Origin of the sequence: Sediminicola luteus, assembly GCF_002514735.1 — a bacterium.
Lineage (GTDB): Bacteria > Bacteroidota > Bacteroidia > Flavobacteriales > Flavobacteriaceae > HQA918.
This window is the reverse complement of record NZ_KZ300476.1, coordinates 599,684-625,863: the sequence shown is the minus strand read 5'-3', so window position 1 is coordinate 625,863 and position 26,180 is coordinate 599,684. Positions and strand designations below refer to the sequence as shown.

Here is a 26,180-nt window from a genome sequence, read left to right as displayed (position 1 = left end):
ATTTGGTATATTTGTGTAGTCAACTACATATATGAAGGAAGATTATATCAAAGAAATAGGAGTCCATGCCTTGGCGGCCCGCTTTAAGCGTATCTCCGATCAAATGATTCATTCGTGCCGGGCCTTGTACAAAGAAATCGGGCTCGATATAGAACCCAATTGGTACTTGGTGTTTAAATTGTTGGAAGAAAACCAAAGCCTGACCACGGTTGAAATTGCCGAACGCTTGGGGTTTTCCCATCCTACGGTGGTGAACATGATCCAAAAAATGAGTGAACGGGATTATGTGGTACGGGGAGTTTCTGAATCCGACACCCGTAAAAAACCTTTGCATTTGACGCCCAAAGCCAAAAAACAGTTACCCTATTTTAAGGAGGTATGGCAGGCCGGGGAAGCCGGAATTTCTGAATTGTTACCACCTCAAAGTCGTATGTTGGAGGAACTGGCCCATATGGAGGCTTGCTTAAAGGAACAAGACTTTAGGCAGCGCACCTTAGCTAACTTAAAAACCTAAGGCCATGCAGAACCAGATTACTATGGTATCGTTCCAAGAAAACCATGCTGCTGACTTTGAAGCCCTGAACCTGGAGTGGCTCGAGGCTTTTTTTGAAGTGGAACCCTACGACAGAAAAGTATTGGCCGATCCGCAACAGTATATATTGGATGCCGGGGGCTATATTTTTATGGCTTTATACCAAGGTGAGCCTGTGGGTACAGTGGCTTTGATCAATCGGGAAGACCAAGGGTTTGAATTGTCTAAAATGGCCGTTACCCCTAAGGCCCAAGGCCTTAAAATTGGACAAAAATTGATGTATCATGCCATTGCCTTTGCTGGGGGTGAACAAATAAAACGATTGTATTTAGATTCGAACCGAAAGTTGGTGCCGGCCTTAAAGTTGTATGAAAAAGTAGGCTTTCGGGAAATTCCGTTACCGGCAGATGTTCCCTATGAACGGGCCGATATTCGCATGGAACTTTGGCTGGAGCTACCCACTAGTAATGATATGTGACCGAATTATCTTATCTTTGTAGCCGTTTGGCGTTTAGCGCCAGATGGTTAGTTTGGTTTGGTAGCCCTCATCTTCTTCGATGGGGGCTTTTTACTTGGGGTGTGTTTACGTCTTGCTTGATTATTCCTGTTCCTTCCTATATTCCAGTATATCGCCAGGTTGGCACTCCAGGGCTTCACAAATGGCTTCAAGGGTGGTAAAGCGTATGGCTTTGGCCTTCCCGGTTTTTAGTATGGATAGGTTAGCCGGGGTAATCCCAAGTATCTTTACCAGCTCTTTGGATTGCATTTTCCGTTTGGCCAGCATCACATCTAGATTCACTACTATGGCCATGACTAAATCGTTAATTCGTTTTCTTCTTGTAGGTGGATGCCTTTTTTGAATACATCGGCCAAAAAGAACATGATATACCCTAGTATGGTAAATACGATCAGTTCGGTAGACAAGAGGTCTATTACCCTGCTGTTGGTCAGGTTCCAAAGCAATAAGGCTACATCAATGGCGAAGGTGCCGAAGGCAAAAACCAGAAAACACTTTCCAGCTTTTAAAAAGGCATTGCTGATCTCGTTTTGGAATATGGCATTGTTCTCAAAAAATTTACTCAGATTTTTTAATTGGTATAGACCAAGAATGATGCAGCTAAAGGCCAATATATAGGCTAGGGCAAATACAAGATAGGCGGTAAGGGACATCTCGTTGTCCAAGCCTGATAGGTTCACCTTGGAGAAGAATGGGGCCTCGGGCAATTGCCATTTACGTACCAATTGAACGGTCCATTGTAGGTAGTCCAATAGTTTTAATGCGGCAAATGCACTTCCGATAAAATAAATAGTGTTAAAGGCCTTGAAACCTGTTGTCGTTTTTTGGGTATTGCTTTTCATGATCGATGATTTTGTTATTGCAATACTATAACAAATTATCGAAAAACAATAATTAAATATTTGAAAAAGATAAATTGATTTTATTGATAATTGATAATCAGCGGTTTAATTTTTTGGTTGTAATGCCAGGGGCATTATTCCGTACGTTGGTAAACACAAAAGCTGAATTCTTGTAGGGTGTTAAAAGGGGTGGGATGCTGTATGTTGAAGGCGGTAACTACTTTGAAAGGGGCGGGCAAAAGTTGTTCCAAATCTTCGGTTCTGTATTGCGTAATGGGGATACCGCTGCATTTGGTGGGGCCGTTTTTTGAAAAGGTGCCCAGTATTACCCAACCGTTCGGGTTTATACTTTTCGTTAATGTGTTCAGGTAGTTTTGTATTTCCGTTTTTTCGGTCAGAAAATGAAAAGCGGCACGATCGTGCCATAGGTCATATTGCTGGGTAGGGGAGAAATGAGCGGCATCGGCTTGGATCCATGTAATTTTGGTGGCCTTTTCGTTTAATCGTTCTTGCGCCCTTGCCAAAGCTTTCTCCGAAATGTCCAATACGCTTAAACCCTCATAACCATCTGCCAACAAATGATCGGCCAAAAAACTATCGCCACCTCCTATATCGATTATTTGGGCGGTTTTTGGTAATTGGGCCTTGCCGATAGCGGCCAAGGAAGTCTCGGGTATGGCTTGGTACCAGCTTACCGAATCCAACGCTTTGGTGTCATAGATATGTTGCCAATGGGCAGTACGGTCAAAAGTCTCCATAAGTGAAATTTAGGAAGGCAAAAATAGGAAGTTTTGAAGTTTTTTTGAATCGTAAAAGGGTAAGGTTGTTCAGCTTGCCAAAAAGGTAGCGATTAGATACGGAAGGGTATGAAATCCCAAAATCGAAAAATATAACGTATATTTGCTGTTGTAAACAAATAACGTTTAAAACAAATAAACATGGAATTGGAGCGAGGCGCATATCCACTGGCATATTTTTCCTTTTTAGGGGTATCGGAACGTTTGAGCCGTAATATCAAGATGGCCTTAAAGCCTTTTGGGATAACCCATGCCCAACTCAATGTATTGCATTTGTTGTATGAAGCTGCACCCCAAACCCTGTGCGCACGAGAGTTAAAGTCGAAAATGGTGGTGCAGCAACCCGACCTTACCCGAATGATGGATCGGTTGGTAGACAAAGGGTTGGTAGATAGGGCCGAAAATGCCGAGAATAGGCGTATGCTCTCCATAGGCCTTACCGCCAAGGGTGTTAACACCTTTGAAGCGGCCTATAAAGAAGCAAAAAACAGTGTGGGTCACTTTTTCAGTGATTTCCTTTCGAAGGAGGAGGCTGTTCAGCTCACACGTATTTTAGATAAATTAAAGTTGTAGTTATGGATAGGAAATTGATTAAAGAAGTTAGACCGTTAGGGTTTCCATGGGAGACCTTAGATCCCTTTTTGTTTTGTGCCTACCATAGGGATGAATATCCTGAAGGCAATGGTAGCATGGGTCTTTCCATAGATAAAATGCAAGGCAGGAATATAGGGCAGGATTTCCATTTGAAAGATGGCTATCGTATGTACCATGGCCAGCGTATACCTGGTTTTCCGTATCATCCGCATCGTGGTTTCGAAACCATAACCATTAATAAGGAAGGGGTAGTGGATCATACCGATTCCTTGGGTGCCTCAGGTCGTTTTGGTGCCGGTGATGTACAATGGATGACGGCCGGTAAAGGGGTGCAACATTCCGAAATGTTTCCTATGGTCAATGAGCATGCCCCAAATACCTTGGAGATTTTTCAGGTATGGCTAAATCTGCCGGCCAAAAAGAAAATGGTCGCCCCACATTTTAAAATGTTGTGGAAAGAAGCCATTCCCAAAGTGGTACAAAAAAATGATGCCGGTAGGGGCACCGAAACCGATGTCATCGCTGGAAACTATGATGGGATACAAGCTTTGCCGCCAACCCCCGATTCATGGGCGGCCGATCCATTGAATTTGGTAACTGTATTAACCGTAAAATTAGATCCTGAAGCCAGTTGGCGGTTACCTGCTACCGATCCTGCGGTAAACAGGGCGCTATATTTCTATAAGGGAAGTAATTTGGAAATCGATAAAGGGCAAATCCCCGTAGGCTCCCATGTGGTGGTCGATGCCGGTCAGGATTTAGAAATTCGGAACGGTCATAGTACAGGCTTTGTGCTGGTACTTCAAGGCAGGCCGATAAACGAACCTGTGGTAAAATATGGGCCCTATGTTATGAACACCGAGGAAGAGATTCGGCAGACCATGCGCGATTACGGGCGAACACAATTTGGCGGATGGCCCTGGCCGGAACAAGAGTATGTTCATGCCCAAGATGCCGGTCGTTTTGCCAAACATGCCGATGGGCGAGTGGAGAAACCTCAGGCAAATACCCTTTAGTTACCCTAGATTCAGAAGTCTTCGAGACTATTTAGATAAACCTACTTGGCGTAATTCGTTCAAGTAGGTTTTTGATATGGGAACCAAAACCTCTGTATTCGAATCGAGTTGTAAAAATTGTTTTTGGTTTTGATTTTTGAGTTGGTTGATCCGCATCATATTTACGGCATATGATCGGTGGCTACGAACCAAAGGTCCCTCTGGGGCGAGATCCAAAATATTCTTCAACCGGTTCCTCACCACTTGTTTAACCAGTTTACCGTCACATTCAGAAAATACTTCTACATATTGGTTATCCGATTTAAGGTATAACAGTTTGGCCCATTCACAGCTAAACTGCAATTGTCCGTTTTCATCTTTGAATTCGATACGCCCCGGATTTTGGTTGGCTAACTTGGCATAATGCGATTTTATGTGTTGAAGCTCACCTTCCAAGCCGTCAATGGTAGTGCGTAAATTATGGATGTGTTGATATAAAAGGTTACCGATAAAAGGGTAAGAAATCAGTATCACGAACGAAGTATATAAAAATAGTGTGTCAATGATTACACTATTGTAGATATAGCAGTCGTCATGATCAACATGATAGAAAAAGATATTCTCGGAATAATCAAAAAGGGTAGTGATTAGAATAACCTCGATCAAGAATACCCATAATAAACCCTTTAATTGTTTTGGCCTGAATTTGAAGAGTTTTGGTAAAAGGAATTGGGAAAAAAGTTGCCCTAACAAAATTGACAAACTGATGGCCATAATTCCTTTAGGAAGTATGATATGGATCTTGGCCATCACTTTTTCCTCGTCATCGGCAAATTGAGGTAGGAATACGATAATGAAGATGGAGGCGAATAGTATACTTGATAACATATATCGCCAACGGTCCGGTCCGGTTTTAAAATAGATATTAGGACTGTTTAGGAAATTCCAAAACTTCATGCAGTAGATTTGAAGCGCTAAAATAGCCTCTGCGTTTGTGCACCCTTCATAACAAATGGTTAAAAGAAAGACGCGGAAGTTGCCGCTGCGTTAAAAAACACCCAAACATAAAAAAGGGGGACTTATAGTATAAATCCCCCTTCAAACACTTAAACCAACTCTATTGTTGTGCTAATTACTTCTTTATTGGGCTGTCCAGCCGCCATCTAAGGTAAAGGTAGTGCCTGTAATGGTTTCACTGCCGTCCTTGGCCAGAAGCAGAGCCATATCGGCAATGGCAGTAATGGGTACAAACTGCTTTACGGCTTGTTTTTTAAGCATCACTTCGGTTACTACTTCGTCTTCAGAAAGGCCATGCGATTTTGCTTGATCGGCGATTTGGCCTTCAACCAATGGGGTTTTTACATATCCAGGGCAAATGGCATTACAGTTGATGTTCTTATTGGCTCCTTCCAAGGCCATTACCTTGGTCATACCTAACACACCATGTTTAGCGGCAACATAAGCGGTTTTAAAGGCCGAAGCGCGCAAACCATGTACCGAGGCGATATTAATAATTCGGCCAAAACCTTGTTTTTCCATATGGGGCCAGGCTGCTTTAGAGGCATAAAAGCTGGCGTTCATATTAATGGCGATAATGTTTTCGTATTTAGAACCTGGAAAATCGGTTAAGGGGGCCACGTATTGTATTCCGGCGTTATTGATCAAAACATCCAAACGACCCAATTGGCTCACCGTTTCGTTCACTAATTCAGCAATGGCTTCAGGTTTTAAGAGGTTGGCATTGGAAAAAGAAGTGGCAACCTGATACTTGGCTCCTAGCTCCGCGGCAATTTGCGCCCCATTGACTTCAAGCCCATGGAACATAATGGCATAGCCGTTTTGCGCAAAGTGCTCGGCTACGCCTAGGCCAATGCCGCTTGTACTTCCTGTAATCAAAGCTACTTTAGGCATTTTGTAAAAATTTTAAAACGGTTGTATTGAATTCTTCGGGTTGATCTAAAACTACCCCATGTCTTGAATTGGTAATAACAACTAGTTCCGCTTGCTGCATGCGTGCCACATAGGCTTCCTTAAAAGAGACGGGGGTATAGTCCATATCTGAGGCTACTACCAAGGTTTTATGCGGTATGTCTTGTAGTCGTTCTCCCATACCCCATGCCATTAGGGTGGTAAAACTCTTTAGATAGGCCTCTGGTAGGTTGGCCGCACAGCGTTCGGTAAAACTTTGGCGTAATATAGCTTGTTCCGGTTCGGGAAACATATTCTGGCTAATTTCTGCCGCCAATTGGGCCATACCTAATTCTTGCAACCTTTGGGTACGGGTTTTTAGAAGATCTTCCCCGAATTGCCCCATGGCATTAAAATCGGGTCCGCTGTTCACAATAATCAGTTTGTCTACAAGGTCTGGATGTGTATGGGCCAATTCAAAGGCGACCGCCCCACCCATGGAAAAACCGACAAAACTGGCTTGGGGTATATTTAGTTTGTCCAGAAGTTCAACGATGTCTTGGGCCATTTGGCTAACCCCAAATTCACAATCGGTTTTGGTAGAGGCGCCATGCCCGCGTAAATCGGGAACGATTAAGCGGTATGCGTCGGCAAAGGCAGCTAATTGGGCTTCCCAATCTGCCTTTGTAGAACCTAGGCCATGTAGCAACACCAAAGGGCTACCTTGGCCTAGGTCGGTATAATCTAATTCAATATGGTTCACACCTATTTTGGGCATGGGCGGCTTATTTCTTGAAAAAATCTACGGTATACTTCAGCTCAACCGAGAAAAGGGTCTCGATTACCGGAGAGGCAACGAATTCCCGTACTTCCGCATTGAATAAATTGGTAACGCTGGCACCAATGCTCAGGCTTGGCGATATGTAGTAACCGGCATTGGCATCTACGGTAAATCCGCCTAAGGGGCCGTAGTTCCAGGTACGTCCGTTACGGGCATTTTCTATGATGTCGTTGGTGCCATCGCCATTAAGGTCCTGTGTTTTGGCCGCGATGTTTATACCGGAAAAGAAATCGTAATCTTCTACCCAACGCCCGAATAAGGCCCCATAAAATTTGCCTTTGGTATAGTGTAGGCCAACGCTTAATTTATTGTTCGGGGTATTGATCGGTAATTCCGTCTCCAAGACTTGGCCATCTCCATTACCGTCGTTGTTCGGGTCGTCTTTGTCTAAATCCCTGCCGAAGTAAGAGTAGTTAAGTGAGGCCCTAAAGGCATCGGTAAAATAATAATTCAATCCTATATCGAAACCGTATGTATCTACTTTTCCAAAGTTTTGATAGGTAAGTAAGAAAGGGGAAGCATCTACCCCTGGGATAATCTCACTAATAGGTTGGTCGCCCACATGGGTAACGAATACACCTTCGGCGGCATTGGCGATATTGCGCAATGGCGACAAGAAATTCTCGGATTGGTTGTAATAGGCGTTGGCATCGATAAATAGTTTATCGGCCACCTTGCCTTTATATCCGATTTCGAAAGAATTAATGGTCTCAACATCTAGTTTTTCAATGGTTTCCCCGTTAGAGAGGGTGAATCCTTCGCCATTTCCAATTACCAATCCACCAAAAAGATTTCCTTTTAAATTTAGTATGGATGGTACGGCAATACCTTTGCCATAGGTAATTCGAAAGGTGCCATTACCGACTGATTTGGTTACGGCCAGTTTCGGAATAAAGTTGGTGCCGTATAGTTCATGGTTGTCTACCCGGGCTCCGGCCAAAAAGTTCCAGCCGGTTTCGCTGAGTTTGTATTCCATTTGGGCATAACCTCCGATTTGACCTATGTCTATGGAGCCGTCCTGATCTAATAAATAGGTGCCTTTAGAATCGGCCATATCCAATTGGTATTGTCCGCCAACGGTTAAATAAAATTGATCCCAATTGTTATTGTACTGCAATTCACTGTTAAAACGTTTTGAGGCATCTTTAAAAATGGCACCCCGGGGTACAGCGACACCAAAGGCAGGTATCCATTGCTCGGTATAAGAGCGTTCCAAGGCTTCTTCTTCCGAAAACCCGTTTTCTATGAACGACACATAGTTCTGGGTACGCTGGTTCATGGCGTAGGTGTCTTCGGTCTTACTCCAAGTATGATAAACGTTGGCGAAAAAATGTTTTGAGGTGAATTTTAGCTGAGCGATATCTATACTCCAATCTTTGATGAGGTTCCGGCCGGCATTGGTTACGCCTATATTGTTGTTATTACTATGCCCGTAATAAGCAACGATTTCTGAATCGTCCGAAGGTCTAAAATAAACTGAACCACCATATTTTAGGTTGTCAAAATCACGGTCTAGCCCTAATTCCTCATAACCGCGGTCACCAACGTAAACGGTGTCTACATATTGGAACTCGGTACCTTGCGATTTTTCAAAATGTAATTTATAGGCCCATTTTTCGTTGATGGCCTGCGCATGTCTTACCCTGGCAGTGAGCACACTTTGGTTACCGGCCCCGAGGGCGAAAGTGGTACCTTGTGTGTTATGTGGGTTTTGGGTAAGGGTACTTACCAAGCCATTGTGGGCGTTGGGTCCGTACAAAGTACCATTTGGGCCTAAAAGGATTTCTACCCGTTCAATATCGTCTTTGGTAACGGTGCTAAAAGTGCCAAAAGGTAGCCCGGTGGCGATTAAGGTAGAAAGACGGTCATCGGTAACCTGTAGGTTTTTGGCATTAAAGGCCGAATTGAAACCGCGAATATTCAATCCGGTACCCAAGACCCCGGTACGCACGAAATCGACCCCTTTTTGTCGGGCGGCTAATTCGCCCACGTTAAAACTAGGGAATTGCTTGATGTCCTTGGCCCGGATTACATTTACTGTCGCGGGCACATCGGTGACTTTCTGTATTTTTTTGTTGGCGGTCATAACCACCTCGTCAAGAATACTGGCTGCTGCGGCCATGGTCGCATTTAAAGTGGCCGAAGTGCCAGCAGAAATCGTTGTGCTTAGTTCTTGGGTGCCATACCCCACGGAAGAAACCCGAACCGTATAAGTTCCGGCGTCAAGGCCGGCAATTTCATACTTCCCATCAAAATCGGTTACGGCACCTTTATTGGCTTCCACAACCAAGATATTGACCCCGAACTGGGGAACGCCATTTTCGTCATTGATGGTTCCGCTGAGACTACCTTTGTCTTGGGCAATGAGTTGCCCTCCGATTAGTATACAGAGGAAGAACAGTATTTTTTTCATGATCAAGTAGTTTGAGTTCTTAGGCATGCAAACTATGTTGTTTTTAGGGCAAGAGTAAGTGGGCTAGTGTTTTCTGTTGCTGTGACCTTTTAGGTAATGGTGAAAACAATAAGGATGTATGTTTTTGATTTACAAGGTATAGGTTATTCATTTAGCAGCTGTGACTTTAGCTCTGAAAAAGCCTCTGGAAGATTACGTGAGAGTTTATCCATGACCTGGATCAGTAAAGATTTTTGACTTGGTGATGGGGAAAGATCCTGCATAGGTTCCTTGATTTCTTCCAATAACCTATCGGCTGGTGTCAACCCTTCCATATACCTAGAAAGGGAGATGCTCCAAGAAATATTAGGAACGTAGTTCTTCTTTTTGCGTCTTTCCTTTTCCAAACTGTCCAAATGGTATTTGCGTGCCGTTTTTAGGACATCGGCATACTTTTCCTGGGCGATAAGGCTATTCAAGTACGAGGTAAAAAAATGATGCCAACGGTGTTGCAGGATTTGAGCTTTATACGTGCGCAAAAAGTTTTTCGCCAAAGATTCGGCCAGGCTATTTTTTCCGAGTTCCGAAAGTACACGTATTTTATACGAACAAAACCCTATTCTTTGATGGTGGTTGTGAATGGCCTTATAGAGGTCATTATAGGCTTCCATAAGTGAAAATGCGGCCTTGGCCTTGCCGTTTTTAAGAAGTATGGCAACCAAGTTGTTCACATACATTATCGTATCGTTGTTATAATGCTTTATCGAAAGCCATGCATAATACTCGGCCTGGGTCGTATCATTGGCCTTGGAGTGCATCAAGACCCGGCTAGCATAGTAATTGCACAAGATACGTCTAGAGTACATTTGACCCTGATTGAAAAGCTGGTCTATTTTTTCAAATAAATCGGCCAATTTACCATGATCTTGGTAGTTTGTGTACATAAAGGCCAATAAGATGAAGGCTTGATAGCGGTTTTTACCGTCTATGGTTTCGGTATGGAATACTTTTAACAACCACTTTTCCCAATAGCGCGTTTCTTGGTTGTTCAAGGTATATTGGTCCGTAATCTCAGCTGTGGCCTCATATAGTTTGGCTTGTATGTCTTTGGCCCGTTGGAAATGTGGTTGCCACGTATTTAAAAAGTCGAAAAGTATGCTATGGTCTTGGTACCGCATCCGTATCAATAGATAAGCCCGATATTCTTGGGCCAAATCGTACAGGTTCATAAAATTGTAATCCAACGACTTATATCCAACGATATGCTGTATTAGTTCCTTTTCCTCTTCGGCCGAAATGGCATCTAATTGAATTTTTTGCTTGAGATCCAACAGCCAAAGGGTACGCCGATCTACATCCAGTTTTTCGAGTTTATCGTTTATCCATTGCTTTATATAAGAATATTTTCTTTTGTTGATTCGCTCGTCAAAAGCTTGGATTTTATCGGGGTTGGTGGCATTGGAAACTAAACGCAGGGTAATGTTGCGCTTTTCGGTATCCACGAACTTTTGATGGTTTCCGATATAAACCGCTTCGTGGGGCAAAAGGCCTTGGCTAAAGGCGGTGAATTTTTTTAAGGGTGTTTTCATATGGATTTACCCTAGAGACTGTTTTGAAATATGTCAATTGTTTTTTTATGCTTCTTTTTGCGCCCTATTTCGTAAAAATTTTAAACCGTAACCCTGCTATGCTTAAAAATTTTGCCTTATAAGGCATCAAAAATAACCTGTAAAAATTCCAATCACACATTTCAAAACAGTCTCTAATTTACCGATGATTTTTTAAAGTTTTCTCAAAATGCGTATTTCCTTAGGGGGTAAGGAATTTGAGTATAGCCCTATTCACTTCGTTGGGCTTTTCGAATTGCACGAAATGCCCACTTTCCGGTATCAATGCCATGGTTGCGTTAGGGAGTTGTTCCACAGCAGTCTGGGCAATGCCCGAAGTGGTTAGGGTGGGGTGAAGGAATCGGTTGGGGATCAACAAGTCTTGCGCACCAAAAAGCACCAAGACCGGCTTTTGTATATCCCCGAGATTTTGATATACGGGCTCGGCCAGCATACCCGACACACTTTCTGTTATGGCGATACAATGCTGGTCAAAATCTGCAGCGGTTCGAATATTTTTTCGGTCTTGAATCATGGTTTCGGTATCGGCCGGCATAGCGTAAAAATTTAATTTGTAGTTCTGTTCTATTTGGGCCTCCGAAGTATTTTTAACCAATTCAGGGTTCATGAATTGGTTCAATGTTGCCGCTTCTTTTTCGGTAAAGGTCTCGATACCGGCAGGTGCAACCAAAACCAGTTTTTCCAATCGGTCCGGATAGTGTTGTGCAAAAGCTATGCTGGCTTGACCGCCCATCGAGTGCCCGACCAACACAACTTGCTCAAGGTTTAAATGGTCTAATAGCGCCAAAAGGGTCTGGGCATAGAACGATGGGGTATAGGCCGGGGCATTTTTTGAAGAACGGCCAAAGCCCGGAAGGTCTAAGGCAACACATTGGAATTGGTTTTGCAATTCCGAAATGTTTTTGGACCAAGCTTCCAGATTGCTACTCAAACCATGAACGAATACTAAGGTTTTTGGGCCTTTACCCACATTGATATAGTTGATTTCCATTCCCTTTGTCATAAAATGTTCCGTAGGAAAGGAATAGGGGGCGAGTATCGATTTCATGGGTGTGTCGGATTGCTGTGCCATGGAAGCGTAAGTGATAAAAACGAGAAGGAGTGTGGTTATTTTTTTCATCTGTGGGAACTTCATTACCGATTGGGGTCAAAAGTGATTTTCATGGGTGTTTTAATACTTTTTTATGGTCTATCCATTACGGATTGTATATAGGCCCGTAGCTTTTTCCTTGAGACTTTACCAAGGCTGGTTCGGGGAATTTGATCGAGAATGAATATGTATTTTGGGTGTTTATAAGGTGCGAGAAGGTTTTGAAGCCGTGCGCGTATTTGCTGTTGGTCCCAATCGGGGTCATTTAGGGTAACAAAGGCAACCCCACATTCACCCCATTTCACATCTTTTATTGGGAAAACCACAGCAGAATCAATGCCGGATAAACCAGTAAGTACAATTTCAATTTCCTGCGGATAGATGTTTTCTCCCCCAGAAATATACATATCGTTTTTACGACCTTTTAAATAAATATAGCCGTCGGCATCGCTTTGGGCATAATCACCTGTGTACAACCAGCCTTCTTTTATCTTGTTGTTGGTCTCTACCGAGTTGTTCCAATATCCAGGGGTTACCACATCGCCTCGAATACAGAGTTCACCTACTTCATTGGGGGCAACCGATGCGCCATTATCATCAACGATCCGGGCATCTAGATAAAAGTTGGGTTTACCTATAGATCCGGGTTTTTGGGTAACCATATTATGATGTAAAGAAGTAATACTGGGGCCGGCCTCAGTGAGACCGTAACCTGGACGAATCTTTAAATCTTTGCTCTTTTTCCAATGCATGACCATATCATGGGGTACCGCCTCGCCACCCGTTATTATGTAGCGGAGTTTTTTGAGTTGAACTTGATTGAAAACAGGTGATTCCTGCATCATGCCCAACATGGTGGGTAGTGCCATAAATAGTGTCGTCTCTTGTTGTTCGAGATAGAATAGGGCTTGGTCAGGGTCAAAACGATCCATAAGGGTAACATGGCCCCCTTTATGGAGTAGGGGGGTAACGAATACATTCCAACCCGAGGTATGGTATGGCGGTGCCACATTTAGGGTAGCGTCTCGAAAGGTAATGCCCAGTTGCATGGAGGTGTTAAGGCTGTTCCAGAACAGCATGCGGTTGGTATAGATGACCCCTTTGGGGCGCCCAGTAGTACCCGAGGTATAAAAGATAAAAAGGGTGTCGTCTTCAGCGATTTGATAAGTTGATGTTTCCTGAATACCCGGGGCCGAATATATTTCCATAAGGGTATCCATAGAAAGGTGCTCGGCCGGAAGCTCACCTAAAGAGACGAATTTTTCCAGTTGGGCATAATCATAAACCAGTAAAGAAGGGTTGCAGTCTTTTAAGATACGGTCTAGTTCTGTAGTGGCATATCTATAATTGAGTGGTACCAGAATAATTCCGGCCCTTTGGCAGGCCGCAAAAAGCACCATATAGGGCAAGCCATGTTCGGCCAATACAGCGATACGGTCACCTTTCGAAAGCCCCAACATAGTTAGGTACCCACGTAATGTATTCGCATAAAGATCTAATTGGGCGTAGGTATAATGGTTATCGGAACCTAATGCCGAAACCGCTACTTTGTGTGGCGTGTAATCTGCCCATTTTCCAATCCAGTCAAACATCGGCCCGTGTGTTTTTTGTTCTTGAGACCCAGAATAAACCTAGACCGACCAATAAGGAAATGATGATGCCCAAGGCAGCGGAAATACCCGGATTGTTTACTGGTTCTTGCATATAGGGTCCTATTCTACCGTAATATACCCCAAAGTGCACTACAATGGCTACCAAACTGGCGGTAAACACCACGTACAATGGTACCTTTTTTAAGAAAGTGCCAAAAAGTACGGGTACAAAGGCCGCAGCGAAATAGGCGTAGACACCATTTTGGGCAAAAATGGCCACACTAACATTGGGATTGGTAAGTTGTTGCCAGCTAAACCAAAAACTAACAGCCCCTAAGAGCACTATAACCAGTTTGTTTATACCAAAAGCCCTTTTCTCCAAGGTTTTTGGGAATAGTGGTTTCAATATATCGGAAGTGATAGTGGTCCCCAGGGATTGGATAAGGCTTTCCAAAGTGGATAATCCCGCTGAAATGAGACCTACCACGATAATCAAGCCAATTCCTAATGAAAAACGTTCGACCACATAGGTCGGAATGATCTCATCCATTTTCAAACTGGTCCCTTGTACTTGAAGATCCGGAAAAGTAAGCCGGGCATACAGTCCGGCCAAGACCACTAAAAAGAAAACGACCACGAAGGCTATTCCGCTAAAAAGGTAGTTGTTCACCTTTTTGGTGTCCTTTAAAAGTAAGGATTTGGTTATAATATGGGGTTGGCAAACCACAGCTACCCCTATTACGATTTGGGCGGCCACGATTTCCCAATAATCCCGAAATAGAAAACTTGAAGGGTTCGTGCTTTGGGTTAGGCTGGGGTCTATTGACTGTAATTCCTCAAGTAGTCCCGTTAATCCGCCTTCCCAAAATTCACCTCCGGAAAAAATAAGGATTAGGGCTACCACGAACATAATAATCGCCTGTATTGTATTGGTATAGACCATAGAGTTAGCCCCCCCGAACATCATATAACCAAAAACGAAAACCGTTATCCCTAATAAAATATAAAAAGGATCGGCCCCGGCAGCCTTGGCAATAACTTGGGTGAGCCCGACATTGATCAACACGATAAAGGTGATCAAAAGCAATGCGATTACCCCAAAGAAAAAGGCATACGACCTACTTTTGTATCGGGTTCCGATCCATTGGGCCATGGTGGTGGCCTTAACCGCACTACCATATTTGGCAAAACCCTTGGTGAATATGACCAAGGAAACAATGGCGGCCAACGGAAAAACGACACCAAACGAAATAAAGCCCGAAACCCCATATAGGGCTATAAAACCAGGGTTGATGATAAAGGTCGCGGCACTGGTCATAGAGGCGGCCAAAGAAAGGCCAACCACCCAAGACGGAAACCCGATGTTACCTACCGCATAATCCGAAATATTTTTGGCTTTTTTGGCTCCCCGGATAACAAAAAACAAAATGACAAGGGCATATAGGCCAAGTAGTATCCAAATGTATTGGGACCAAGAATCGGGTTGTTGCATAGTGTATAGCGTACAGTATCCCAGCAAGTAAAAACTAATTGGTCATTTGGCCAAGCATCTCCATTTTATTTATGGTGTGACTTTTGTGTATTTATGGGTTAATGTGTCGTAAAGAGCATAAAAACAGATGTGTATAGTTATGTGACCTTTGGGTTATTTCTTAGTAAAAAGAAAATCGATATGGAATTCGTCATTGGAAACCTGGGCTACGAGACTATCTCCCATAAATTCATATTGAATCAGGTTCGGAAAATCGATGGAATCGTTTACAAAGGAAAAAGAATGGGCGTCCATGGCCTTGAGTGCAAAGAAAACCGTGTCTTTTTCCTCAGGGACTTTAACACCGAGTACCCAATTACTTCCTTGTTTTCGGATAAGCATCCGTTCTTGTTTTAGGGTGTCTCCCAGTTGAAGGGTATACCCATGTCCGATATAATCAGATGCTGAGGTTTCCCAATACTCAAAAGTTTTTTGGCGGTTTTGGTCATTCTGTCTTTCCCAAGAACCTGTCAATCTCTCGAAAGGTGTGTTTTCTTTTGGTGTTTTACAAGAGGTTAACAGCGTAATAGTTAGGGTGAACAGTAGTGTTGAATTGAAGTTCATAAAGTAAAGTTTTCCCTATAACGCAACAGGATTATACATTGGGACAAAAAATAATGTCCTTTATTCTTTCGCCACAAAGGCCTGGGCCACCATTTTTTTGACCACCAACACATGAAAAGGAGCAATGAGGCTCATGTAAATTTTTCCGAAACGGTTGTTATACTGCACTAAAGTGGTCATTTTTATATTGAATTCCGAATCTTGGGTTCTATAGAGCAGGGCCCTAAAATTCAAGTGTTTGTCGTCGGCACCCATAACTAATTGGTCGGGTTGTATGTCGTAGATTTGAAAAAAGCCGATATAACCACCTTTTTCATACCGAACATGGTAATCTTTAGGGATATCGGTTTTGAGTCCGAATACCGATACCAATCGATTTCTAAGGTCGAAAAGCCAGCGAATGCCCCTTGGGAACTGCCCAAGGATTTTGTTGGCTATTACTTCTAAGTTGTCTAGGTGATTGGTGGTTGAGATGGTATCGGAAAAATCGATTTGAGGCAACCAACCCTGGTCCGATTCCAATAGATAAGTCCTCTCTTTTTTTGTTTTTTTCATGATGGGGTCCGCTTGATATGATGCTAAGGACAAAATTAAAATATATCAACTTGATTGGCCTTCCGGTAGGTCGATTAATGTGTAGGATAAACTTGAATTCGGTACTTTTGAAATTGAAACGTATTTTAAATGTCCCTATGCTACTATTGAAGATTTGCCAAAGGCCAATTTTTGTTTTTGGGCTTTGGATGGGTCTTTTTTGGTTCGGCCTGCCATCCGCTTACGGGCAGGAAGATGATAAACCTTTGTTTAATTTTTCTTCACCCCGGGATACCACTTATAGAAGGCCTTTGTTCGATTACCTTCAGTTCAAGTTGGATTTAAATACCGACATAAACTCACTGATTACCGATACAGGGGAAGACGATACCCTCTTGGAAATGGCCCCTAACGAAAAGGTGCTCATGCGTCTTTCGTTGGATTATAAGTTTTTAGGGGTAGCCATTGACTTTGCTCCGGGTTTTTTGCCAGACAATAAAGACGACGATTTAAAAGGGGAGACCAAGTTCAGACGTTTGGGTTTCCGTTTTAATTTGGGCCGCACCTATAATATCTTAGAGTATGAAAATGTACAAGGCTATTATTTGGTTGGAGATGAGCCTTATGAGTTATTACCAGAGCTCCGAACCCAAACCTATCGTTACAAGACCTCTTATATATTTGGGGATCGTTTTTCGTTACGAGCCATTAAGGCACAAACGGAAAAGCAACTTCAGAGTGCGGGCGCCTTTATCCCTTCCTTTGAGTTCCAGTTTCAAGAGTATGATCTAAATGAAGAAGAGGCCGGACTTATAGGCCTGCCCTTTCCCATTCGTGAGCATAAAATGAATTTTGTGGTCAGTGGGGGCTATTCCTATACCTGGGTTTTTTGGGACGATTTCTTTTTTAACCTCAGTGGGGTTTTGGGGGCAGGGGTATCTTTGGAAAAAGATTATATCAATAATACCCATGCCCCTTTAGATTATATCATGGGTTTAGGAGGCAGCATGTCTATGGGCTATAGCTCAAAACGTTTTTTTGCGGGCTTTGAGGTGGAAGGCTCCGCAGAAGAGTTCGCCTATAGTGTTTTTCCGTACCAAAAAAGTAATACGGCCTCAATCCTGTACGTGGGCATACGATTGGATGCGCCCCGATTTATTGAAGAGCCTTTTAGTTGGGTAGAACGTAAGACGGGATTTTAACCCATACGGAATCCATATAAAAAAGGCCCGCATAAGCAGGCCTTTGATGGAATAATTGAATAACCTAACCTGAAACTATTCCACGGTATATGAGGTCGTGCTCAACTCGGTCACCCTAAAGTATCCCAGGGCATTGTCCGAATTGTCGTTAATGTTGATACAGTTCCCTTTTAAAGGTACAGGGGTGGTCTGGAATGGGCCAACACCGCCTTCGGCCTGTTCGGTCAAAAGACTCATATAGTTGTAGTACCGTTCAGAAATACCATGAAGGTTAAAGTCGATGACATCGCCGGGCTGCAGTTCATTGTCATCGTCTGGCTCGAACTGAAAATAGAGTTCGTTGCCCTCTGAGAATTCTACATCTCGGGTCTCAAGCGTGGGTACAGGATTGTCTGTGGCCACATATTTGGCCAAATAATAGTTTTCTCCCTCTGGGTCGGTAAAATAGAAGCGGACATCGATGGCGTCTGAGTCAAAACCCCCTTCGGTAGACTGCTCTACACGGTCGATCTCCGGAACCGCCAACAGGGTTTCCTCGGCCCTATAGGTCTTACCGTCAAATAGAACCTCCAAAACATAGGTAGCTCCGATCTCGGGTTCAAAATCGTTAATGGTGTAACTGCCATTGCCTTGATCGGCAAAGGAAAACACGGTACCACTATTTTGTTTGGTAACCTGCACGGTGGCCCCTAAAGCAGGGTTAAAACGCGTTTCATTAAAATATTCGGTAGAGGTGCTCAACAAAATAGTTTGGTTGGCTCCAGTAGTGCCTTTTTCCCAATCTAAAGAGGCTTCAATGACCAACCGGGCAGGGGCATCGTTCAAATCGACATCGACGGTCTCGGTACAGGAAACAAATAATAATGCTATGGCGCAAGCCGATAAAAGATACTTTTTCATGGCTTAGAATTTAAAGTTATACGAAATGGCGGGCAAAATCCCAAAAATATAGGTCTTAGAGGCTTCGTTTAGGCCGGTATCCTCATTTTGTCCGAAACTGATTGAGGCGGCATTATGGCGGTTGTACACATTATAGATCCCGAATACCCATTCGCCTTTCCAACGATTGTTGGGTTTACGGTTAGGCCTATAGGTAGCCGACAGGTCTAGACGGTGGTAGGCGGGCAAACGATCGGCATTACGATCTGAGAATGTCGCCACCGAAGTGCCTTCATAAACGAATTGTCCGTTAGGATAGGTGATGGGCCTTCCGGTCTGAAAAGCGAAATTGGCACCAAAGCTCCATTTTTTATTCCACTGGTAACTTGCCGTAAGCGAAAGGTCGTGGGTGCGGTCGTAAGAGGTACGGTACCAATCACCGTTGTTTATCCCAGGGCCACCGGCCGAACCACCGGGGGTACGTTGTTCTGCTTTAGATAAGGTGTAGGCCAGCCATCCGGTGAGCCTACCTGTATTTTTCTTTAACAGTAGTTCTAAACCATAAGAACGGGTCTCACCCGCCAAAACCTCGGTTTCTATGGTGTTGTTGGCAATAAGATCGGCACCATCTATATAGTCCAAGCGGTTGTCAATGGTTTTATAATAGGCCTCGATTTCCATGGAAAAGGCATTGTTGGCAAAATTTCTAAAGTACCCAATAGCGTATTGGTCGCCCAATTGGGGGTCTATAAATTCGCCACTGGGGGCCCAAACATCCAAAGGGGTGGCCGAAGTAGTATTTGAGATTAAATGTAGGTACTGGGCAATGCGGTTATAGCTCGCCTTAACCGACGATTTTTCGTCCAATTGATACGAAAGGGCCAATCGGGGTTCAAAATTTCCGAAGGTTTTTATGTTATCCCCACTTCCGTATTCCTTGGTGCCATTTGGAGTACCTCTCTCGTATACGCCTTGTTCGGCATTGTATACCACCGGCTGGTCGTTTTCGTAGGTATTCGGGCTTTGTGGGCCTTGGCGTATAAAATGGCTGTAGCGCATACCGTATTGGGCGGTAAACTTGGGCGAGATTTTATGTTCCATGCCCAAATAAATGGCCGACTCCAAAGCTTCTTTATCGTCCAGTTTACGGTAGTTAACACTAGAGTCTTCCCCAGTTGGGGTAACCTCTCCCGGGTTAAAATCATATTTGATGGTACTGGCCCCAAAATCGAACTTGATCTTGTCGTTCATATACCATTTGAGGTCATATTTTAGGTTGTAGTTGTCTATATCGGAGACCCAGTCAAGGCCTATATCGTCAAAAACGAAATGGTAGTCGTATTTGCTATAGATTAGGGATAGGTTGGAGAATAAGCGTTCCGAGAAAATATGGTTCCATCTTAAATTCCCCGACAAGTTACCGTAGTCATTTTCAAAAGAACTTCCGAATTCCATCCCATCGCGACCGTAATACCCGGAAAGATAGAGGCGGTTGTTCTCGTTGATTTCGTAATTCGTCTTCAGGTTGACATCGTAAAAATTGGCCTTGTTTTCATTTAGGAAAAGATGGGCATAAGATCCACGGCCAGCCAACAGAAAGGAACCTTTACCATTAAACAGTGGGGCTTCGGCGGCCAATCTGCTGGCTACTAGACCAACGCCTCCGGTTAGTTTGAACTCCTTACTGTTCCCGTCTTTTTGACGAACATCGAGTACGGAAGAAACACGCCCGCCAAATTGTGAAGGGATTCCCCCTTTATACAGTTTCATATCCTTGATGGCATCGGCATTGAAAACTGAAAAGAAGCCAAAAAGGTGAGAGGTATTATAAATGATAGCTTCATCCAATAGCACCAAGTTTTGATCCGAGGCACCCCCTCGTACATGGAAACCCGAAGAGCCTTCGCCATTATTGGTAACCCCCGGTAGCATTTGTATCGATTTAAGAATGTCTACCTCACCTAAAACCACGGGCATTTGCTTTATGGTTTCTGCCTTTAACTGCACCGTACTCATTTGAGGCGTTTTAATGTTGGTCTTGGTGGTCTCGTCGGCTACCACGACCACTTCTTCCAATTGCGATGCTTCGGGCGCCATTTCCAAATTTAATTTTTGGTTGGCGTTCAAAGAAACGGTCTGTTTAATGTCGGTATATCCCATATAACTTACCACAAGGGTATATTCCCCCTGTGGGGCGGTTAGGGAAAAGAAGCCGTATTCGTTGGTTACGGCCCCGATATTGGTGCCTTCAAAGAATACGTTGGCCCCAAAAATGGTTTCTCCGTTGCTTTGGTCTTTTAAGGACCCGCTTAAACTGAATTTATCCTGTGCCTGAAGTAAAATAGGCAACAGAAAAAGCAGCAGCAGTTGTTTTTTCATAGGTGTTCGCTTTAGGTTTAATTGCTGACAAAACTAACGGGGCAAGCCCAATATTGTTACATGGAAATCGGGGTTTTGGAGCGAAATGTAGTATTGATGGAGTGAATTGTAGTCTCGCTTAATCATTTTAATATTGCCTTAACAAAAGCAAAGCGACATACATTATTTTCGGTACTCCGAAAAGGTGCCTTGGATTTGGTCTGTAAAAGATTTGGAAACCGGAATTTGTTGTACCGGTTGGGTATTTATATAGATATAGGTTTTGCCTTCTGATTTTTTAAGTTGGTGCACGTTCAATAGGTTTACCGCATAAGATCTGTGGCATTGTTTAATAGGGTAGTCTCGAAGGGCTTCCAGTACTATTTTTAAGCGGTTTCTGATCAATGCGGTACGTAGTTGGCCTTCTTCCAGATAATAGATTTCTATATATTGGTTGTCACTTTTTATATAAAGTAGGTTTTTAGGAAGTATTTGCAAGGTTTCGGTATGCTTTTCATTTCTTATTTGAATGGGTTGCATGGGGTTTGCTGCATATTGGGCCGCTACCGTGAAAATATGTTTTTCAAGAACTTCTATCTCAGAATGTAATCCTTTGATGTGGCCCAAAAGTGCATTGGCCAAAAAAGGATACATCAGCACAAAAAAATACAAGAAATAACGCATGACTATTTCGAGCCAAAGCGGTTGATCCAACACTACGTTTTCTTGGGACAGACCGTTAATCCAATAAAAAAGAATAATGAATATGGGAGAGGTGAGTATTATAACCAAGATTTCGAAAAGGAAAAAGTGGACTTGTTTTTTTATGGTATCGATATTCCAGGGTAGGAAAGGTTCTATGATAAATCGGGTAAAAGCTATAGCTACGGACAAATTCAGGGCCTGACTTGCTAAGAATAGGAAAATTTGCCAAGGGCCGGCATTGAATTCTAGATAATCTAAAGACACCCCAAAAGGTTCATACACAAAAATGAAGAAAACGGAAAAAACTCCTACACTTAAAACATAATACCATTTCTGTTTTGGTGTTTGTAAAAAGTTGGCCTTTAGGTTTCCGAATTCCTTGAGTGTCATGTATGGCTTTGGAAGGGTTGAAAAAGATGTAACCTGAATACAAAGGTACTGATACGTTAAATAGCTATTTAATGCCTTGCGCCATTTCTTTAAGTAATCGGAACTCTTCCCTTAGTTCTTCCTCGTTATATTCCTTTAGAAAAGGATCGTCCTTTAGGGCTTGTTTCTTCCATTGTTCAAAATTGAGGTCTTTTATCTTGAATAAGCTGTTTCGGGTTTCGGGATCGAGAACGATATCCATGGTTTTTCCCAATTCCTCTAGCATGAGGTTTCCTCCAGTTATCTGAATATCATTTGGAACTTGAAAATGCTTAGGGTCAATTGGTACATCCAACTCCAATTGGGTAGCTTCTTCAATGAGTGTCATGCCCATCATTTTAGTAACCGTCTTTAAGGTTAAGCCCTTCCATGTCCATAAATGTACAGGGCCTTGCCAAACGTCACAGTTTTTGCCCAACACCATTTCTTGTCCCACTTTGGTAAAGCCCATTTGGGTTAAGGCTTGTTCGCCAAGGGCGATGTAATCGTTGTTAGGGCGGACGGCATAGTAGGCATGCAAGGGGTTGATGCTTTGGGTTGCAGTGCCGCTGTTATGGTCAATTTCGGTCTGTTCGCTACCGACCATAATTCTGCTTTCGTTTTTTGGGGTAGCCACTCCCATAAAAGTGGTGGTGCTGTTTTCTACATGGCTTTCTTTATAACCAAAGTCATCAATAAATAAAGTAGAAGCACCGCTGGCGTCACCAGAAAAAGTATAAGAAACCCGTGCCGATTTAAATGGATACTTTTTATAGTTCGGTTGTTGATATTCGGTTTTGGGACTAGCCGAGTGTTCTAGATACTTTGGCTGGCTAAAACTTACCCATAAACCTAGGGCAGTTATAATCAATGAGGTCATGTATTTTGGTTTTGCCCAGAATTCTCCAAAATTGTGCCAAATAAATCGTTTTAGAACCAAAATATGACGGTATTTGGACGTGGTGGCTCTAAGGTGTTTAAATTCAGCTCTGTATCTGGGACGGGCTTAGTGTGTTGCTTCAAGGTTTTTGGTTAAAATGATAGCGAAAGTTGATGGAATTGGTTTTCAGAGGTACGGTTATTTACAATATCTTGTAGTCGATTTCGTTATTGCAAATCAAAATAAACCTAACATTCAAAAATTATGAGAAAATTAGTTGCAGTTTTGGCTTTTGCCTTGATCAGTGGATCCCTTTTTGCCCAAAGTGGTTTTAGGGCAGGAATCAATTTCGGTTTACCCGTGGGTAATGCCGCCGATGTTACCACTTTTAGCCTAGGTTTGGATGCGTCTTATATGCATGCCTTAAACGATATGGTAGAAGTAGGTTTCGCTACCGGGTTTACCAATGCCTTTGGTGATGAGATTGGTGGTGATATTATTTCAATTGAGATTGATGATATCCAATTTATTCCCGTGGCAGCTTCGGGTAGGGTAAATGCTACCGAAAAGTTTTTTGCCGGGGCCGATATCGGTTATGCCATTGGTGTGAACGACGGTAATGAAGGTGGTTTTTACTATCGTCCGGTTTTGGGCTTTAGGCTAACGGATCAAGTAGATGCCTCTTTCTCATACACTGGTATAAGTCGGGATGGGGGTAGTTTCGAGACCCTTACCTTAGGAATCGGATATCGCTTCTAAGAATTCAAGACCAACACCTACAAGAAACGCCCTCCAAATCGGAGGGCGTTTTCGTTTTCTATAATGTCAATTTCAATGGGGTAGGCTTACTGCACCATAAACAGGGCATTGGCGAAAAACAGTTTTCCGTTTTCCCAGAAACCTCGGAATAAGGGGTTGTCTACCATATAGACCACAGAACCCCTACCCATACTTTCAGAACCAAATACCAAGGTTTTGCCAATCTTCTTCTTGGCTTCACTTCCGGCAAAACCAGATACCGGTTCATTGCCTTCTAAATAAACCGCGTTGCCACGCTCAAGATAACCATAGGCATCTGAACCTAATTTTAGGGTATGATAACTACTTGGGTAGCCAAAAGCCAAGGCATCGGTATGGTCTACCTTGGTTTTAAAAATGGCCCCTGTAATCAATTGTTTTATGTATTCCCTTTCGGCCGTATCATTGGGTTGGGGTGTTTTGTTGGCTGTAGGGTCTTCGTCTTTGGTGTCTTTACGTTTTAATCCGAAACCATCTTTTCCGGCCAAGGCGTTCAGGGCGCCACCCATGGCAATCAGCTTGCCGCCCCCGCGCACCCAATCTTTCAATTTCTTTAGGTCGTTTTCAGAGAAATAGCCGCCATAATAACCACTGGGTAAGATCAAAACATCATAACCTTTTAAATCTACTTTTTTGAAATAGGAACCGTCGAGTACGGTAATAGGGTAGTGCAATTGTTGTTCAAAGAAATGCCATACCTCCCCAAAGCGAAGGGTACTGGTTGGTTCCCCCGAAAGTACCGCGATTTTGGTGTCGTTAATCATAGAAACATGGGGCGAGCCAAAGTCTTTGCCTTTATCAACGAATCCGGTAGCCGAATTGGTCAGCGATTTACCATGTTTTTCCGCGATATCGGCCAAGGTGGCCAAGAAACCGTCCAGGTTTTTATTGTCACCACGGGTAATAATCAAACTACCCCGTTCAAAAGAGGTGCCGGCCACATAAAAGGCCCTATCGGAAAAGCGGACTCGAATACCGGCTTTTAGGGCATCGGCCAAAAAGCGGGCGTCTTTCATGCTGTTCCAGTCCGTGACATACCCATAGGCACTGGCATCTAAAGCATTTTGGGCCTTTGGTGTAGCTACATATTCATTTTGGGAAACACTGGCCGAAGTGGCCAAGGCGTTAAGTCCGTAGGCATAGGGTAAAGACCAGGCCGTAATATCATAGGTCAGTGAGTCGCTCAGTTTGGCGTTGGGTTCAAAAAGTACCTTTACCATGGTGCCTTTAGTTTGATCGGTTGGTACTACCAAACTATTTTCACCTATTCGCATGCTTCCGGCTTTGCCATTGGCATAGTCAAAACCTTTGGCGGTGCCCCCATTACTTCCTGAGAAATACGAAATCTCATGTTTCGCCAAAAGTTGGGTCAAAGCCTCCAGATGGTCTGGGTTGCCCTGAAGTACATAATTCTTGTATTTGTAATTCTTAGGCCCTTTAAAAAATTTACGGAATTCGTCATTTAACTGTTGGGCGTTTTTCGAGGCCATTTCTACCGTAGAAAGTCCGGTAGTATGGTGGTGTGCGATACGATCCCCTAAAGTTAGGGTATCTTTAATAGAGGTAATGATACCCAATCCGGCACGTCCGCTTCCACCTTGCTCATAGGTCATGCCAATACCGCCATTATAGGTAGGATACGTATCACCATAACTAGGATAGAAGAGGTCGAAAAACTCTTTGGTAAAATAGAACCAACCTTTTTCATCGAAATACTTGGCATGGTTCTTTCCGATTGCGGTTTGGAAATTACGCTGGAAATCGGTGATAACCTCATGATAAGGTTCCGCGGCCGGTGCAAAATAATAAGGCGAATCTACCCCTTGCTCGTGAAAGTCGACATGTACATGGGGCATCCAGGTATTATATACCTTAATACGCTGTTGGCTCTCTACTTGTGTTAGCCAGGCCCAATCGCGATTGAGGTCGAACATATAATGGTTAGAACGGCCACTCCACCAACCTTCGTGGTGTTCTTTGGAATTCGGGTCTACATTGTTTGGTGCATTTTTATATTGGTTGTACCAGTTTACATACCGATCCCGCCCATCCGGATTGATACAAGGGTCAATCAAAACCACTGTGTTTTCCAAATAGTCTTTTTTAACGGTAAGCAATTCGTAAATGGTCTGCATAGAGGCCTCGGTACTTACACTTTCGTTCCCGTGCACATTATAGCTCAGCCAAACAATGGCTTTGTCGGCCTGGCCTTTTCCTTGGGTACTCTCCAAATGCTTTTTTCGAATGTCATCAAGTTGGGCCATATTGGAGGCCGAGCTTACGTAGGCCAATAAAAGCGGGCGTCTTTCATTGGTAGTACCATACTCTTGAAGGCTGACCCTATTGGGTACGGTCTCGGCCAAGTATTCGTAATATTCCCGTACTTCCCAACTTCGGGTAAATTGGGAGCCCAATTCGTAACCTAGGAATTCGGCCGGCGATTTAATTTGTTGAGCGGTACCTATTAAGGTGAGCAATAGGCTTAGGTGAAGTGTAATTTTCTTGATCATAATGCGACAAGTTCGGTGAAATTGGTCAAACCCAAATCTAAGCAATACCAAGGCATATATCATTATGTTAACGTATTTTTAGG

Annotated in this window: 24 protein-coding genes; 6 read left to right on the top strand and 18 right to left on the bottom strand. The window is 43.4% G+C overall.

From position 1 onward, the window contains the following. Positions 1–31 precede the first annotated feature (31 nt). Positions 32–514, top strand: a complete 483-nt coding sequence (locus B7P33_RS02495) for a MarR family winged helix-turn-helix transcriptional regulator (RefSeq protein ID WP_097440371.1) — start codon at positions 32–34, stop codon at positions 512–514. Positions 515–518: 4 nt separating this feature from the next. Beyond that, positions 519–1,010, top strand: a complete 492-nt coding sequence (locus B7P33_RS02490) for a GNAT family N-acetyltransferase (RefSeq protein WP_097440370.1) — start codon at positions 519–521, stop codon at positions 1,008–1,010. A gap of 120 nt (positions 1,011–1,130) precedes the next feature. Here B7P33_RS02490 and B7P33_RS02485 read toward each other — a convergent pair whose 3' ends face one another. From B7P33_RS02485 to B7P33_RS02475, 3 genes are all read right to left on the bottom strand, one after another. Next, on the bottom strand, positions 1,131–1,343 hold the full coding sequence (locus tag B7P33_RS02485) for a helix-turn-helix domain-containing protein (RefSeq protein ID WP_097440369.1): 213 nt from the start codon (positions 1,341–1,343) through the stop codon (positions 1,131–1,133). Between the two features lie 2 nt (positions 1,344–1,345). After that, complete coding sequence (locus B7P33_RS02480; RefSeq protein ID WP_097440368.1) at positions 1,346–1,891, bottom strand: DUF2975 domain-containing protein; 546 nt, start codon at positions 1,889–1,891, stop codon at positions 1,346–1,348. 134 nt (positions 1,892–2,025) lie between these two features. After that, the gene (locus B7P33_RS02475) at positions 2,026–2,649 is read right to left on the bottom strand and encodes a class I SAM-dependent methyltransferase (RefSeq protein WP_097440367.1); all 624 of its coding nucleotides are present in this window, start codon (positions 2,647–2,649) and stop codon (positions 2,026–2,028) included. Between the two features lie 180 nt (positions 2,650–2,829). On the opposite strand from B7P33_RS02475, the gene B7P33_RS02470 reads away from it, so the two are divergent. Continuing rightward, positions 2,830–3,261, top strand: coding sequence for a MarR family winged helix-turn-helix transcriptional regulator (locus tag B7P33_RS02470; protein WP_097440366.1), 432 nt, complete (start codon positions 2,830–2,832; stop codon positions 3,259–3,261). A gap of 2 nt (positions 3,262–3,263) precedes the next feature. Beyond that, positions 3,264–4,298: a pirin family protein gene (locus B7P33_RS02465; protein ID WP_097440365.1), complete on the top strand. Its 1,035-nt coding sequence runs from the start codon at positions 3,264–3,266 to the stop codon at positions 4,296–4,298. A gap of 27 nt (positions 4,299–4,325) precedes the next feature. On the opposite strand, the gene B7P33_RS02460 is transcribed toward B7P33_RS02465, so the two are convergent. The 10 genes from B7P33_RS02460 to B7P33_RS02415 form a co-directional block, all read right to left on the bottom strand. After that, on the bottom strand, positions 4,326–5,234 hold the full coding sequence (locus tag B7P33_RS02460) for a LytTR family DNA-binding domain-containing protein (RefSeq protein ID WP_097440364.1): 909 nt from the start codon (positions 5,232–5,234) through the stop codon (positions 4,326–4,328). A gap of 183 nt (positions 5,235–5,417) precedes the next feature. Then, positions 5,418–6,188 (bottom strand): 3-hydroxybutyrate dehydrogenase, encoded by a 771-nt coding sequence (locus tag B7P33_RS02455; RefSeq protein WP_097440363.1) that lies wholly within the window; start codon positions 6,186–6,188, stop codon positions 5,418–5,420. Continuing rightward, a complete protein-coding gene (locus B7P33_RS02450) occupies positions 6,181–6,963 on the bottom strand; it encodes an alpha/beta fold hydrolase (protein ID WP_097440362.1) in 783 nt (260 codons plus the stop codon). The genes B7P33_RS02455 and B7P33_RS02450 overlap by 8 nt, the downstream gene beginning before the upstream one ends. 7 nt (positions 6,964–6,970) lie before the next feature. Next, positions 6,971–9,439: a TonB-dependent receptor gene (locus B7P33_RS02445; protein ID WP_097440361.1), complete on the bottom strand. Its 2,469-nt coding sequence runs from the start codon at positions 9,437–9,439 to the stop codon at positions 6,971–6,973. A 143-nt stretch (positions 9,440–9,582) separates the two neighbouring features. Beyond that, the gene (locus B7P33_RS02440; protein WP_097440360.1) at positions 9,583–11,007 is read right to left on the bottom strand and encodes a hypothetical protein; all 1,425 of its coding nucleotides are present in this window, start codon (positions 11,005–11,007) and stop codon (positions 9,583–9,585) included. A 220-nt stretch (positions 11,008–11,227) separates the two neighbouring features. After that, on the bottom strand, positions 11,228–12,094 hold the full coding sequence (locus B7P33_RS02435) for an alpha/beta fold hydrolase (RefSeq protein WP_097440764.1): 867 nt from the start codon (positions 12,092–12,094) through the stop codon (positions 11,228–11,230). Positions 12,095–12,228: 134 nt separating this feature from the next. Further along, complete coding sequence (locus B7P33_RS02430) at positions 12,229–13,728, bottom strand: class I adenylate-forming enzyme family protein (RefSeq protein WP_097440359.1); 1,500 nt, start codon at positions 13,726–13,728, stop codon at positions 12,229–12,231. Beyond that, entirely contained in the window at positions 13,721–15,220 is a 1,500-nt protein-coding gene (locus B7P33_RS02425; protein ID WP_097440358.1) for a sodium/pantothenate symporter, read from the bottom strand. The genes B7P33_RS02430 and B7P33_RS02425 overlap by 8 nt, the downstream gene beginning before the upstream one ends. Positions 15,221–15,373: 153 nt before the next feature. Continuing rightward, positions 15,374–15,823 (bottom strand): hypothetical protein, encoded by a 450-nt coding sequence (locus B7P33_RS02420; protein ID WP_097440357.1) that lies wholly within the window; start codon positions 15,821–15,823, stop codon positions 15,374–15,376. A gap of 60 nt (positions 15,824–15,883) precedes the next feature. Next, the gene (locus B7P33_RS02415; RefSeq protein WP_097440356.1) at positions 15,884–16,378 is read right to left on the bottom strand and encodes a DUF2867 domain-containing protein; all 495 of its coding nucleotides are present in this window, start codon (positions 16,376–16,378) and stop codon (positions 15,884–15,886) included. A 137-nt stretch (positions 16,379–16,515) separates the two neighbouring features. Between B7P33_RS02415 and B7P33_RS02410 the strand changes: the two genes are divergently transcribed. Then, positions 16,516–17,559, top strand: coding sequence for a DUF4421 family protein (locus tag B7P33_RS02410; protein WP_216359345.1), 1,044 nt, complete (start codon positions 16,516–16,518; stop codon positions 17,557–17,559). A gap of 75 nt (positions 17,560–17,634) precedes the next feature. Here B7P33_RS02410 and B7P33_RS02405 read toward each other — a convergent pair whose 3' ends face one another. The 4 genes from B7P33_RS02405 to B7P33_RS02390 form a co-directional block, all read right to left on the bottom strand. Then, complete coding sequence (locus B7P33_RS02405) at positions 17,635–18,459, bottom strand: DUF4249 domain-containing protein (protein ID WP_097440354.1); 825 nt, start codon at positions 18,457–18,459, stop codon at positions 17,635–17,637. A 3-nt stretch (positions 18,460–18,462) separates the two neighbouring features. Next, the gene (locus B7P33_RS02400; protein WP_097440353.1) at positions 18,463–20,817 is read right to left on the bottom strand and encodes a TonB-dependent receptor; all 2,355 of its coding nucleotides are present in this window, start codon (positions 20,815–20,817) and stop codon (positions 18,463–18,465) included. Between the two features lie 162 nt (positions 20,818–20,979). After that, positions 20,980–21,891 (bottom strand): LytTR family DNA-binding domain-containing protein, encoded by a 912-nt coding sequence (locus tag B7P33_RS02395; protein WP_097440352.1) that lies wholly within the window; start codon positions 21,889–21,891, stop codon positions 20,980–20,982. A gap of 64 nt (positions 21,892–21,955) precedes the next feature. Further along, positions 21,956–22,789 carry a hypothetical protein gene (locus B7P33_RS02390; protein ID WP_097440351.1) on the bottom strand — a complete coding sequence of 278 codons (834 nt, stop codon included), beginning with the start codon at positions 22,787–22,789 and terminating at the stop codon, positions 21,956–21,958. Between the two features lie 264 nt (positions 22,790–23,053). On the opposite strand from B7P33_RS02390, the gene B7P33_RS02385 reads away from it, so the two are divergent. After that, positions 23,054–23,548, top strand: a complete 495-nt coding sequence (locus tag B7P33_RS02385) for an outer membrane beta-barrel protein (protein WP_216359344.1) — start codon at positions 23,054–23,056, stop codon at positions 23,546–23,548. Between the two features lie 86 nt (positions 23,549–23,634). On the opposite strand, the gene B7P33_RS02380 is transcribed toward B7P33_RS02385, so the two are convergent. After that, the gene (locus B7P33_RS02380) at positions 23,635–26,097 is read right to left on the bottom strand and encodes a M14 family zinc carboxypeptidase (RefSeq protein ID WP_097440350.1); all 2,463 of its coding nucleotides are present in this window, start codon (positions 26,095–26,097) and stop codon (positions 23,635–23,637) included. Positions 26,098–26,180: the final 83 nt, after the last annotated feature.